Source organism: Mesorhizobium sp. CO1-1-8 (assembly GCF_020164875.1).
GTDB lineage: Bacteria > Pseudomonadota > Alphaproteobacteria > Rhizobiales > Rhizobiaceae > Mesorhizobium.
On sequence record NZ_JAIUGZ010000004.1, the window covers coordinates 333,803 to 346,221 of the forward strand.

Annotated in this window: 10 protein-coding genes; 2 read left to right on the forward strand and 8 right to left on the reverse strand. The window is 61.3% G+C overall.

Annotation, left to right across the window (positions count from 1 at the left end):
• Positions 1-177 precede the first annotated feature (177 nt).
• The gene (gene lepA / locus LB558_RS10595; protein ID WP_224697508.1) at positions 178-1,983 is read left to right on the forward strand and encodes a translation elongation factor 4; all 1,806 of its coding nucleotides are present in this window, start codon (positions 178-180) and stop codon (positions 1,981-1,983) included.
• Positions 1,984-2,076: 93 nt separating this feature from the next.
• Here the strand turns inward: lepA and dinD are convergent, their stop codons facing one another.
• The 3 genes from dinD to LB558_RS10610 form a co-directional block, all read right to left on the reverse strand.
• Positions 2,077-3,018 (reverse strand): DNA damage-inducible protein D, encoded by a 942-nt coding sequence (dinD, locus tag LB558_RS10600; RefSeq protein WP_224697509.1) that lies wholly within the window; start codon positions 3,016-3,018, stop codon positions 2,077-2,079.
• 117 nt (positions 3,019-3,135) lie between these two features.
• Positions 3,136-3,834 carry a DNA-processing protein DprA gene (locus tag LB558_RS10605; protein WP_224697510.1) on the reverse strand — a complete coding sequence of 233 codons (699 nt, stop codon included), beginning with the start codon at positions 3,832-3,834 and terminating at the stop codon, positions 3,136-3,138.
• The gene (locus LB558_RS10610) at positions 3,831-4,673 is read right to left on the reverse strand and encodes a hypothetical protein (RefSeq protein ID WP_224697511.1); all 843 of its coding nucleotides are present in this window, start codon (positions 4,671-4,673) and stop codon (positions 3,831-3,833) included. The genes LB558_RS10605 and LB558_RS10610 overlap by 4 nt, the downstream gene beginning before the upstream one ends.
• Before the next feature lie 330 nt (positions 4,674-5,003).
• On the opposite strand from LB558_RS10610, the gene LB558_RS10615 reads away from it, so the two are divergent.
• Positions 5,004-5,399: a hypothetical protein gene (locus LB558_RS10615; RefSeq protein WP_224697512.1), complete on the forward strand. Its 396-nt coding sequence runs from the start codon at positions 5,004-5,006 to the stop codon at positions 5,397-5,399.
• 656 nt (positions 5,400-6,055) lie between these two features.
• On the opposite strand, the gene LB558_RS10620 is transcribed toward LB558_RS10615, so the two are convergent.
• The 5 genes from LB558_RS10620 to LB558_RS10640 form a co-directional block, all read right to left on the reverse strand.
• Positions 6,056-7,696 (reverse strand): ABC transporter substrate-binding protein, encoded by a 1,641-nt coding sequence (locus tag LB558_RS10620; RefSeq protein WP_224697513.1) that lies wholly within the window; start codon positions 7,694-7,696, stop codon positions 6,056-6,058.
• 382 nt (positions 7,697-8,078) lie between these two features.
• On the reverse strand, positions 8,079-9,056 hold the full coding sequence (locus LB558_RS10625; RefSeq protein WP_224697514.1) for an alpha/beta hydrolase: 978 nt from the start codon (positions 9,054-9,056) through the stop codon (positions 8,079-8,081).
• Positions 9,053-9,733 (reverse strand): isochorismatase family protein, encoded by a 681-nt coding sequence (locus LB558_RS10630; RefSeq protein ID WP_224697515.1) that lies wholly within the window; start codon positions 9,731-9,733, stop codon positions 9,053-9,055. The genes LB558_RS10625 and LB558_RS10630 overlap by 4 nt, the downstream gene beginning before the upstream one ends.
• A complete protein-coding gene (locus LB558_RS10635) occupies positions 9,730-11,025 on the reverse strand; it encodes a M24 family metallopeptidase (protein ID WP_224697516.1) in 1,296 nt (431 codons plus the stop codon). The genes LB558_RS10630 and LB558_RS10635 overlap by 4 nt, the downstream gene beginning before the upstream one ends.
• 318 nt (positions 11,026-11,343) lie before the next feature.
• On the reverse strand, positions 11,344-12,315 hold the full coding sequence (locus tag LB558_RS10640; protein ID WP_224697517.1) for a GlxA family transcriptional regulator: 972 nt from the start codon (positions 12,313-12,315) through the stop codon (positions 11,344-11,346).
• Positions 12,316-12,419: the final 104 nt, after the last annotated feature.

Genomic DNA, 12,419 nt, shown 5'->3' on the forward strand with positions numbered 1-12,419 from the left:
TGATAAGAAACATTTCCTCCCGCTAACATGCCGTTCGCAAATTTTGCTCTAACGGGCTTGGTTAAAATTTATCGATTTTTCGCGAAAAGCGCGAAAAAAGCGACACGCGCCCGCGCTACCTGCTCCGGCAAAGGCGCACAGCTTGCTCGGGCAAGCCACCCCTGCTAAACGCGCGCCATGAGCACGCCCCTCGACCACATCCGCAATTTCTCCATCGTCGCCCATATCGACCATGGCAAATCCACGCTTGCCGACCGGCTGATCCAGCTGACCGGCGGGCTGGAGCTGCGCGACATGAAGGAGCAGGTGCTGGACTCGATGGACATCGAGCGCGAGCGCGGCATCACCATCAAGGCGCAGACGGTGCGGCTGAAGTACCACGCCAACAATGGCGAGGACTATATCCTCAACCTGATCGACACGCCCGGCCATGTCGACTTCGCCTATGAAGTGTCGCGGTCGCTGGCCGCCTGCGAGGGTTCGCTGCTGGTCGTCGACGCCTCCCAGGGCGTCGAGGCGCAGACGCTGGCCAATGTCTACCAGGCCATCGACAACAACCACGAGATCGTCGTGGTGCTGAACAAGGTCGACCTGCCGGCCGCCGAGCCCGAGCGCATCCGCGAGCAGGTCGAGGAGGTGATCGGCATCGACGCTTCCAACGCCGTGCTGATCTCGGCCAAGACCGGCCTCGGCATTCCCGATGTGCTCGAAGCCATCGTCCACCAATTGCCGCCGCCGCGCGAAGGCGACGCGACCGCGCCCTTGAAGGCGATGCTGGTCGACAGCTGGTACGACGCCTATCTCGGCGTCATCGTGCTGGTGCGCGTCATCGACGGCGTGCTGAAAAAGGGCCAGACCATCCGCATGATGGGCACCGGCGCCAAATATCTGGTCGAGCGCACCGGCGTGTTCACGCCGGCCCGCATCAATGTCGACGAGCTCGGCCCCGGCGAGTTCGGCTTCTTCACCGGCTCGATCAAGGAAGTGGCCGACACCCGCGTCGGCGACACCATCACCGAGGACAAGCGCGCCACCGCCAAGGCGCTGCCCGGCTTCAAGCCGGCGCAGCCGGTGGTGTTCTGCGGCCTGTTCCCGGTCGACGCCGCCGATTTCGAGGATCTGCGCGCCGCGGTCGGCAAACTGCGCCTCAACGACGCCAGTTTCTCTTTTGAAATGGAAACCAGTGCGGCGCTCGGCTTCGGCTATCGCTGCGGCTTCCTTGGCCTCTTACATCTCGAAATCATCCAGGAGCGGCTGGAGCGCGAGTTCAACCTCGACCTGATCGCCACCGCACCCAGCGTCGTCTACCGGCTGGCGCTCACTGACGGCTCGATGAAGGAGCTGCACAACCCGGCCGACATGCCCGACGTGGTGAAAATCTCGGCCATCGAGGAGCCGTGGATCCGCGCCACCATTTTGACCCCCGACGACTATCTCGGCGGCATATTGAAACTTTGCCAGGACCGGCGCGGCATCCAGGCCGACCTGTCCTATGTCGGCAAGCGCGCCATGCTGATCTACGATCTGCCGCTCAACGAGGTCGTCTTCGATTTCTACGACCGGCTGAAGTCGATCTCCAAGGGCTACGCCTCCTTCGACTACCACCTCACCGACTACCGGGAAGGCGACCTGGTGAAGATGTCGATCCTGGTCAATGAGGAGCCGGTGGATGCGCTTTCCATGCTGGTGCACCGCACGGCGGCGGAAAAGCGCGGCCGGCAGATGTGCGAGAAGCTGAAGGAGCTGATCCCGAACCATCTGTTCAAGATCCCGATCCAGGCCGCCATCGGCGGTAAGGTCATCGCCCGCGAAACCATCTCGGCGCTGCGCAAGGATGTCACCGCCAAGTGCTACGGCGGCGACGTCTCGCGCAAACGCAAGCTCCTGGACAAGCAGAAAGAGGGCAAGAAGCGGATGCGGCAGTTCGGCAAGGTGGATATTCCGCAGGAGGCGTTTATCCAGGCGCTGAAGATGGGCGATTGAGGCAGGCTGCGCCTGCTTAATCCCGAAGGCGCTCTTGGCAGCGCGTTGAAGAATTACGAAGTCCGGCGTTTAGGGTAGGTAGGCTCAAGGAAGCTACCGGCCAGTAATTCCCTTCTGTGTGCCGATGCCTCGTTTCAGACGGCGTTCGACCTTTTTGATATCTTCTGCTGGCGGCAGTGTCTCGGGCATATCACCGCCAATTTCGCGGATAGTCTGGCGGACCTTGGCGCCGACATCGAAGTGAATACGGTTCGCGGCATCCTTTCCTCTGGTCTGCTCTCGCCGTAGTTTTTCTTCCGTTTGAGTGGCGCGAAACAGATTCGCAGCCAACTCCGTGCTGCCCATGTGATCCAAAATCTGCTTGTTGGCTTTAAGTCCTTTGCGCCGCCGGATGCCGGGGACGTCGAGGCCGCCATAGAGACCTTTGTAGCCGTAGGTTTGGAAGATAGCGAAATCGAGCCCTTCACGAACGCCGGCATTCTTAGCGGCGCTTGCCAAGTTCCTGTTATGCTCTTTTATTTCGTCTCGAAGCAGACATCGACGCTCATCTTCCGACAGCGGAACGTATGCGGCAGCGGCCTTGTCTGTAATCTCTTGGCGACGGGTCTGAATCGCGAAATATGTCTGGGCGAACGCAACTTCTTGTTTTCTTGAGTCGCCGTTCTGTGCCGTCAAATAGCTCGCATATCGGCTGAGAACGATGTCATCAATTTCACGTTCGGCTCCGCTGCCAAGGTTGACCATTTTCCCGACGCCAGCAAAATGGTCAGAAGTTGTATTCCCGGAGGCAGCACACGCCTCGCGTGCTCTATTGATAACGGTAACAAAGTTGTCCCACTTTGCGTATCCGAATAGTCGCTGTAGATCGCGGGCGTACCAAAATTCATTGCCCTGCTCATCCGTTTGAGCAGCTTCCTCGAATGCCGTTATAAGGTCTTCGATCGTGGCATTCGTTGCGGTTAGCTCTTGGGGATGGAATGCCTCTCCAAAGGCGATCTCGGCCAGCTTCCGGGAGTGGTCACTATCTTCAGACATTCGGGCAACTCCGATTCGTGATCGGACACATTACCACGCGTCAACAATGATTCGGCTTACCAATTGACCATTATCCCCGACTTGCCCGAGAAATCGCTGTGACCTGATTTCGCATCTCTAATTCGGATTGTCTTTGGATATCGACGAGACTATCCAGCGTATCTCGCTCAAACCGGTATTTTTATTCCTCTGCAGCGGAACTCCCCCCAGCTCTATAAGGCGCTCGTTGCCGACATTTGAAATATTCGTATCAAAGTACTTCGCAACGATTAAAAGTTTTTTCTGATTGAGAGCCGTCATGCCTGCGTGGAATGTACCACCACTCTCCCGAGCCTCGATAACTATCGTTGCATCGGAAATACCCACAATCATCCTGTTTCTATCCATGGCCCGGTCCGCTCTCCAGACTGCGTCCGGTTGAAAGTAACTCAAAACCAGAATACGTTCCCAGTTCCAATGTTCAGATAGTTCTTTCTTAATACGAAAATTCTTTATACCCTCCGGCAGGACGATGACTGTGTAGCCGCTATTTTCTATTGCCCCACGATGAGCTTGCGTATCGACACCTTTCGCATATCCAGATACAACACACACGTTGCTGGCAGCAAATTGACTTGCACAGTCAAAAGCGACATCAAGACCTTTCTCGCTGGCGTTTCTCGATCCGCAAAAACCAACAGATGGTATACCTAGAAGATCGATATTTCCAATATAATGTATATTTGGCGTATCAAAATGACCGAATAGATCCCTCATTACATCGGGATAGCGGTCATCCTGTGGGACTAAGGTATTGTAAGCTAGATCCTTCATCATAAATTATCTTGATCACCCGCCGATTTTACCACCGACAATCCGAAGACATCGATTTCACCATAATGCTGAACACGATTTCCGACAAAATTGATCGTACACCCGCTTTGGTACAAGTCGTCCATCAGAATTATCGCGCCCTTCCCTTTGATGTTTTGGTTCGTCCGAAACTCCGCCGCGTCCAGCGCATCCCATTTCTCCCCGATGCTCTTTTCCTTCAACTGAGCTTTCGGCTTGGTCCATTCGCCAGCAGCTACAAGCTGCAACCCAAGTTTCTGGGAGACGCCAGCACAAAGAGCGGTAGGGAGGTCGAATTGCTTGTCGGGTCGCGGTGGGACCGGCGCAATCAGTTTTACGGTTTTGTAGCGAGGCGCGCCAGAGATAAATTGCGCAGCTAGGTCCGCGAGCTTATCGATCGCGCTCGCGTCTCGCTGATATTTTGCAGCGTATTCGAGATCTCCCATAGGGGTTCTCGAATTGCCGTTGTAATGCATAGAAAGTGCCAGGCTCGAATCTAGGTGGTCGCGGAGAAAGACGTGATCTCGGCGCCTATCCATAAAGTCCCGCACTATGGGCATTTCACGGTCTGAGAGACCACACCAAACGCCCTTTCCAAACTTGCTCGAAAATAGCTTCAAGCCAGTTTCAAACTCAAAAATCTCCTCAATTGACTCTGGAAAGGGTACTGAAAATTTGTATGGGTGCCTCTCATTATATTCGGTAAGCGCATTTGCATGCGTAGATCCAAAGCATATGCGATGCGCTATGCCATCTTCTTTTGAGGCGAGGAACCTTTCTTTCGTTAAAAGCGGAATCCCGAAAATATCACCGAATCCAATCATGAGAGCCCTCCGTCGAGGCATACATCGTCATTTAGAGATGAGACTGTCAAGATATTCGCATTCAGCTCCGTCTTACTGTGCGCTTCATTGACGAGGTGGGCGTCCTATTTTGACGTTGGTCGCTATTTGCTCGTAACTGCGCCGCTAACAAAGAGTTTTCACTAAACTCTGTCATTACTTGGAGTTCATTTCCCGGGTCCACGCTCGCAGCGAGCCGATCGCCGTGAACCAGAAAGGTCGCCGTTCCCAACAGGTTCGCCTTCGGTGCTAAGCTACCTTTCAAGATTGCCGCACTCTGACGTATCCTCTCCCGGCTTGGGGAGACATCACATGCGCACCACTTCGGACACCGTCGCCGTGATCGGCCTCGCCATCGGTGGCGCGTTCGGCCTCGCCGGTACCTTCGTCGCCAGCGCTTCGCTGCGCGAAACGCTCTGGACGATCGACGGCGCGGCACTCGTGGTGGCAACCGCGCTGCTGACCATGAAATACCAGCGGCTGGGCAATGACTGTGTCGCGGCCGGCTTCCTGACCTTCCTGGCCGGCGAGACCCTGCTGATGGCGGTCAATGCGGCCGGCTTACAGGCCAGCGTGCCGTCCTACGTCGGCGGTATCTCGCTGTGGGCGGCGGCACTCGTCATGGTCAGCGCGCCGAGGAACCTTTGCCCTGTGGGTGCGGCTCACCGCTCGTTGCCGCCGTGCTCTTTGTCGTCTCGGCTTGCATGAATGTCTGGGGCGCGCCCTTGCACCTCGCCACCGCCGCCGGCTATCCGTTTCTGGTGCTGATTTTCGTTGGGTGGATCTGGGCGTTGGTGAGGCCCGCGCGGTGAGCTGGTCAGGACGTGCGCATTGACAGGCGCTGTCGCCAGACGGCGCCTGTCAATGACGCAACGGGCTGTCTGCACCAACCCTGAGTTGGTTGATCGCGCAGACTCGGAGCGGTAGAAAACTCGGGCGGCGGACCTTAATCAGTTCGCCAGTGGCCGGCGCGGGCTCAGGCAACTGCCTCACCGGCATTCGCGCCGGCCATTTTGCAGCTGCATGTGACCAGCGTTGGCGCTGCCCCTCATCTGGCTGCAGCCATCTTCTCCCCGTAAACGGGGCGAAGGGGCTGTCGTCGCCGCTTTCGCCAACGTTCAACGTTTGAGGGAGAGCGCCGGCGTTGCGGCCAGGTTCTCTCGCCCCGTTTACGGGGAGAGATGTCCGGCAGGACAGTGAGGGGCAGCGCTGAGGTCGACAATCGTCCGCCCTCCATCACGCATTCGTCATCGAGTGGCCCGCCGACCCGCGCTGCTTCCTCTCGATACCTCATCCGTCTTGCCGCTTCGCGGCAATCCACCTTCCCCCCACAAGGGGGGAAGGAAGAGGCGTCGGCGCCTCTCTCAGCTTTCAATCCAAACCTTCTCAAAATGCTGCTCCAGCGCCTGGTGCTGTTCGCAACCTTCGATGCCTTTGCGATACGTCCGGTAGACCGAGCGCCAGTAGGGTTGGATGATGATGCCTGAGTCGCGCAGATTCTGCTCGATCTTGCCCATGATCTCCTTGCGCGCCTTGGCGTCGGGTGTGGCCAGCGCCTTGTCGAGCAGCGTGTCGAACTCGGGATTGGCGTAGGCGCTTTCGTTCCAGGCGGCGCCGGATTTGTAGGCCAGCGCCAGCACCTGGACGCCGAGCGGGCGGCCCAGCCATTCGGTGCAGGAGAAGGGGTATTTGCTCCAGTCGTTCCAGAAGGTGGCGGCGGGCAGCACGGTGCGCTTGATCTTCAGGCCGGCCTCGCGCATCTGCGCGCCGATGGCGTCGCCGGTGCTCTTTTGCCATTCGACATCGACGGAGATGAGCTCGAATTCGTGGTCGGCCTTGCCGGCCTCGGCCAGCAGCTTCTTCGACTGCTCGACATCACGCTTGGCCGGGCCGATATCGGCATATTCGGGGTGCATGGGGCCGACATGGTGGTTGTCGGCGGGCTTGCCGCGGCCGCCGAGGCCGAGCGCCAGCACGGCGGAATTGTCGACGGCGAGCTGGGCGGCGCGGCGCACCTTGACGTCGTCATAGGGCGCGTTGGCCACATTGAAGCGGGCAACGATGGTGGAGCCGGTGGCGATCTCGGAGTTCATCAGCCCCATGGTCTCGGTCTGCGAGACGGCGTCGGAAGCGGTTTCGTGGTCGGTGTCGATCTCGCCGGATTCGAAGGCCGACAGCATGGCGTTGGGGTCGGAGCCATAATCGACCCATTTGATGCCGTCGAGATGGAATTCGCCCTTCCACCAGGGCTTATCCTTGCGCTTCACCTCGGCGCCGGTCTCGGCATCCCAGCTGACCAGCTCGCAGGGGCCGGTGGTGATCGCCAGCGCCTTCAGCGGGTCGCCGTCGCCCTCATAGGAGCGGTGCATGATCAGCGCGGGATAGTCGGCCATGCCGGCGATCAGCGAGATGTCGGGCTTGGGCAGATTGAGCTTGATGGTGAAGTCGTCGACCTTGGCGATGCCGCCCTCGACGACCTTCTTGGTGTCGGCATTGACCAGCGCGCCCATGCGGGCGGCGACCGAATTGCCGGGCACCGAGGCATCGCACCAGCGGGTGAGGTTGTGGATGACGTCGTCGGCGTTGAAGGCATCGCCATTCGACCAGGAAATGCCCTTGCGCACATGCAGGGTAAGCGTCCTGGCGTCATCGCTCGCCTCCCAGCTTTCGAGCAGCCAGGGCTCGAAGGAGAAGTCGGTGTTCCAGCGCACCAGATATTCGTTGCAGTGGCGGGCGACGTTGGACATTTCGACGCCATCGAAGGTGCGCGGGTCCTTGAAACCCTTGACGTTCATGGCGACGCGCAAGACGCCGCCTTTTTTTGGCTCGGCCGCGCGGGCGGGGGTGGGGACGAGGCCGCCCAGCGCCAGAGCGCCGGCGGCGCTGACGCCGAGCCCGGCCATCAAGGCGAGATATTCGCGGCGGCTGATGCCGCCGGTCCTGAAGTCGTCGGCGACGGGTTTGGCTTGTGGGTGCAGTTTGCGGTCGGTCAGCATGAATTTCATCGTCGTTCCCCTGTTGTTGATGCATGTCGCCCAAAAGTGCGCAGCGGTTTTGGGACAACGACATGCACGAAACCAATGGCGCCCCGGTCGATCGCTTTTCGTGGGGGAGGATGCGATCGCCGGAACGCCATTGCCTCGGCCGATGATAGAGCGGGGTGACGCTGGGGAGTGTTCGGTTTTCCGCAGTGATTGTGCGGGGTTCCGCAGGGGGTGGACAGCCAATCTCCCCCCTTGAGGGGGAGATGTCACCGAAGGCGACAGAGGGGGGTCGGCACGACGGGACGCGACCTACTGCGTTGAAAAAAGGATGCCGGCGCTTCACGCGAGACGACCCCCTCTGGCCTGCCGGCCATCTCCCCCTCAAGGGGGGGAGATTAGCGCTTCAATACGGCCACTCACCCCGGCCCAGCGCGCCAACCGCCGCAACAATCCGCGCAAACGCTGCCGCTGCCGCCGGCACCGTGGTGCGGGCACGCAGAAAACTGTGCACCAGCCTCGGCTCCTCGTGCCACCAGGCCTTGCCGCCGGCCCCCAGAATGCGGTCGCGATAGGTTTCGCCATCCGACGACAGCGGGTCGCACTCGGCGGTGACGATGACCGTTGGTGGCAGGCCGGAGAAGTCGGTGTCGCGCAAAGGCGAGAAGGTCGGATCGTCCTGCGATTGCCGCTTGGCCGCGCGGACGTCGCGGTAGAAGGCGACGTCGTGCAGCGACAGCAGCGGTGCTTCGCCGTGCTCGACATGGGAGCCGGCGCGGTCGTTGCCGCCCAATAGGGGGCCGCCGAGGTCGGGATAGATCAGCACCTGGCCGATCGCGGCCCTGATATGGCGGCGCGTCGCCTGCGCCACGGCGGCGGCGAGATTGCCGCCGGCGCTTTCGCCGCACAGCACCAGCGGCAGGCCTGATCTCACAGCCGCCCATTCGAAGGCCGCCACCGCATCGTCGAAGGCGGCGGGATGAAGATGCTCCGGCGCCAGCCGGTAGTCGACCGACAGCACGTCGAAGCCGGTGCCGGCGCAGAGCTCGGCGCAGATGTCGTCATGGCTTTCGAGCCCGCCGAGGATGAAGCCGCCGCCGTGAAAGTAGACCACCATGGTCCGTGCCACGCTGCCGGCGCGCTGGTAGCGCCGCACCGGGATGTCGCGGCCGGGGGCGGCGATCAGGCCGTCGCTGGCCTTGACCTCAGGCGGGCGGCCCTGGTGGAAGGCGCGGCTCATCCTATCATAGACGGCGCGCTGCTTGTCGATCGGCAGGCCGAGGATTTCGGGCGGATACCAGGCGTTGACCGCGTCGATATAGGCCCACAGCGCCGGGTCGAGCCTCGTTTCGTATTTGCCGCGCGTCATGCTTTCGGCAGTCATAGATCGGCGTAAAGCGCGGCCGCGTTCTCGAAGCTGAAGCGCAGCGGCACCGAGCCCTCGACCTGCCAGGCGGAGATGGTTTCGCCGGCCAGCAGCCGGCAGGCGCCGTCGGTGTCGGTGACAGCACCGCCATAGAGCCGGTTGGCGAGGTTGAGGATGCCGGTCTGATGCATGGCGGCACTGCCGCTGCCGCAGGCATCCTTGACCAGCAGCACGCGAAAGCCCTTCGCCACCGCGTCCTTGACCGTGGCGTCGATGCAGGCCTCGGTCCAGACGCCTGATACGACCAGCCATTCGATGCCTGAAGACTTGATGTCGCGGGCCGCCGGACCGGTGCGGAAGGCGCTGGCCTCGGCCTTGATCAGCAGCGCCTCGCCATTGATCGGCGCCACCTCATGGCAGATCTCGGTCAGCGGATCGCTCTTGTCAGAGAAGGCCGACTTGCCGTCCTCACCGACCGGATGAAAAGGCCGGTCCTGGCTGTCGAGATCGACGATGTAGGCCCAGTGGTAGAGCGGCACATGGTTTTCGCGCGCCGCAGCCTGCAGGCGCTGGACATTGGCAAGGATCGTTGCGTAGCCGTCGACGAGGTAGCGGCTGTCCTGCCGGTGCTCTTCCTGCAGGTCGATGAAGATCGCGGCCACGGTGCCGGGTTTGATGGCGATGGGAGCCTTCACGCGAGAAACTCGTCCTCATAGGGGAAGCGCGACAGAAGCTCTGTACCGGTGTCGGTGATCAGGATCTCGTCCTCCAGCTTGACGCCCTCGCGGCCGCCCTTTTCGCCGATATAGCTTTCGACGCTCACCACCATGCCTGGCACGATATGGCCGTCGCGGCCATAGGTCTCGTAGTCCATGGAATGCGCGATGAAGGGCGTTTCGCCATGCATGCCGACGCCGTGCATGACCGAGGTGTAGCGCTGGTCGACGAAGCGGTCGGGGATTTTCCAGGCCTTTTCGGCAATCTCGCGGAACGCCATGCCGGGTTTGACGATCGAGATGTTGTGCTGAACCTGGTCGTGCGCCATGCGGTAGAGCGACTTCTGGTAGGCGGTCGGCTGACCCGGCCCGCAGCGGAAGGTGCGCGAGAAATCGGAATAGTAGCCGTAGCAGCCGATCGTGTCGGTATCGAGCGCCAGCAGTTCGCCGGGGCGGATCTTGCGGCCGCTGGCCTCGTTGAACCACGGATTGGTGCGCTGGCCGGAGGTGAGCAGCCGCGTCTCGATGAACTCGCCGCCCTGGCGGATGACCTCGCCATACATGATGGCGAACAGGTCGTTTTCGGAGACGCCGGGCTTGATCGCCTCGCGCACGGCGTAGACGGCGGCCTCGGCGCCAGCCATCGACACCTGCAGGCATTTGACTTCCTCGGGCGTCTTGACGGCGCGCACCGCCAGGATCTCGCCCTGGCAATCGCGAACCTCGCAGCCGCGCTTTTCGAGCGCCAGCGCCTGCAGATGGCTGCAGCGGTCGAGGCCGAGCTTCATCGAGCCGCCGCCATGCTGCTTCAAAAGCTCGGCGATCTCGTCGGCGAAGGGGCCGGCGGTCTCGTCGTCGCGGCCGGACACCGACGACCAGACCAGCTTGGACGGCCGCGCCTCGTCGATCGTGTCGAGCACCATGGAGACATGGTAGCTCTGCGGATATTCGAACAGCACGATCGGCCCGTCGGTGGGGATGAAGAAATAGCGGGTCGAGTTGCGCAGGAAATAGCCGAACATGTTGCGCGAGCCGGTGGCGTAGCGCTGGTTGTAGGGGTCGAAGAGAACGACGCCGCCATAGCCGGCCTCGCGCATCCAACCGCGCAGTTTCGCCAGCCGGCCTTTGCGCAAGGCGTCGGCATCGATGAAGGACGGCTCGGTGTCCGACAGCCACATGCCGCCGGCCGGATCGGCCGCCGCGGGGTGGCGCATCCGGTCCTTGAAGTCCACATCCTCGGTGCTGTCGGGGTCGAAAACGACGATGCTCATGGGGTACCTGGCCTTGGGTGGTTGCAAGGTTTTAGCATGGCGCAGCAGGCGAGGAATGATTGTGCGGAAAACCGCAGGTGTTGTGCGGGATGCCGCTGGAGCCAATTCGGAACGCCTGCGGGACAGCACCCCCCTCTGTCCTGCCGGACATCTCTCCCGCAAGGGGGGAGATCGGATGTCTCCTCGGCCTTCGCTAATTTTCATCGTTCAAGAGAGGGCGTGAGATCGAAGCTGCTAATCTCCCCCCCCTTGCGGGGGAGATGTCCGGCAGGACAGAGGGGGGTGTGAAGGAACTCGACCTGCCCGATGTGGAACGCCCTAATGCCGTCTCGCCAATTTTGGCGGATGCCCGTGCTCCTCGCGAAACGCCCGGGCGAAACTCGACATCGAGGCAAAGCCGCAGGCCAGCGCCACGTCGCGCACGGCGAGCGTTGAATGCGCCAGCAGATCGGCGGCGCGCTTCAGCCTGAGCCGCCGGTAATAGCCGTTGGGCGAGATGGCGAGTTCGGACCTAAAACTGCGCTCGAGCTTGTCGGAGGAAACGCCAAGTTTCGCGGTCAGCTCGGCCATGCCGAGCCGCTCTTCCACCGCGTCCTCCATGATGGCGATGGCCGACAGCACCAGCTCGTTCTGCACGCCGGTGCGCAGCCGCAGCGGCATCATCTTGCGGTCGATGCTGGAGCGCAGCTGGCTGTGCACGAACCATTCGGCGACGCCGGCGGCAAGCTCGGCGCCGTAGTCGCGGGTGATGATCTCCAGCATCATGTCGAGGCTGCCGACGCCGCCGGCAGAGGTGAAGCGCTTGCGGTCGATGACATAGAGGTCGCGCCTGAGCTCGATGTTGGGGAAGGCTTCGGTGAAGGCTGCCTGGCTGGTCCAGTGCAAGGTGCAGGCATGGCCGTCGAGCAGGCCGGCCCGCGCCAGGAAGAACGCGGCATCGGCCACCGCGCCGATATGGGCGCCGTTGCGCAGGCTCTTGCGGATCCAGCTTGCGGCGTCCTCGGCGACGAGGTGATCGGCATCGCCGCCGGAGCAGACGACGATGCGGTCGACCTTCGGCGCGTCCTCCGCGTAAAAACCCGGCTGGATGACGACGCCGTTCGAGGCCTCGACCGCACCTTTCGTGCCGCCGACGATAATCCAGCGATAGCATTCCCGCTTCGCCAAGACATTGGCGGCGCGCAGCGGCTCGATAACCGAGCTGAACGCCATCATCGGAAAGCCGGGGAACACCAAGATAGCGAAAGTGAGGGGCGTTTCGGTGGGTTTGGGAGGTTCGCGCGTGGCCATGGGGCGCTACACTTCGGCCAGTTGGGGGGCGGGGTCAACGGCATTTGGCTGAAGGATGCCCGAAGCTGCTGACCGTCGGGACGGTGAAGACGATATGCGATGTC

Coding starts and splice junctions, on each gene's coding strand:
- LB558_RS10605 (WP_224697510.1), bottom strand. CDS start 3,834: ATGATGAAGGATCTAGCTTACAATACCTTAGTCCCACAGGATGACCGC.
- LB558_RS10625 (WP_224697514.1), bottom strand. CDS start 9,056: ATGACTGCCGAAAGCATGACGCGCGGCAAATACGAAACGAGGCTCGAC.
- LB558_RS10620 (WP_224697513.1), bottom strand. CDS start 7,696: ATGAAATTCATGCTGACCGACCGCAAACTGCACCCACAAGCCAAACCC.
- lepA (WP_224697508.1), top strand. CDS start 178: ATGAGCACGCCCCTCGACCACATCCGCAATTTCTCCATCGTCGCCCAT.
- LB558_RS10640 (WP_224697517.1), bottom strand. CDS start 12,315: ATGGCCACGCGCGAACCTCCCAAACCCACCGAAACGCCCCTCACTTTC.
- LB558_RS10615 (WP_224697512.1), top strand. CDS start 5,004: ATGCGCACCACTTCGGACACCGTCGCCGTGATCGGCCTCGCCATCGGT.
- LB558_RS10610 (WP_224697511.1), bottom strand. CDS start 4,673: ATGATTGGATTCGGTGATATTTTCGGGATTCCGCTTTTAACGAAAGAA.
- LB558_RS10635 (WP_224697516.1), bottom strand. CDS start 11,025: ATGAGCATCGTCGTTTTCGACCCCGACAGCACCGAGGATGTGGACTTC.
- dinD (WP_224697509.1), bottom strand. CDS start 3,018: ATGTCTGAAGATAGTGACCACTCCCGGAAGCTGGCCGAGATCGCCTTT.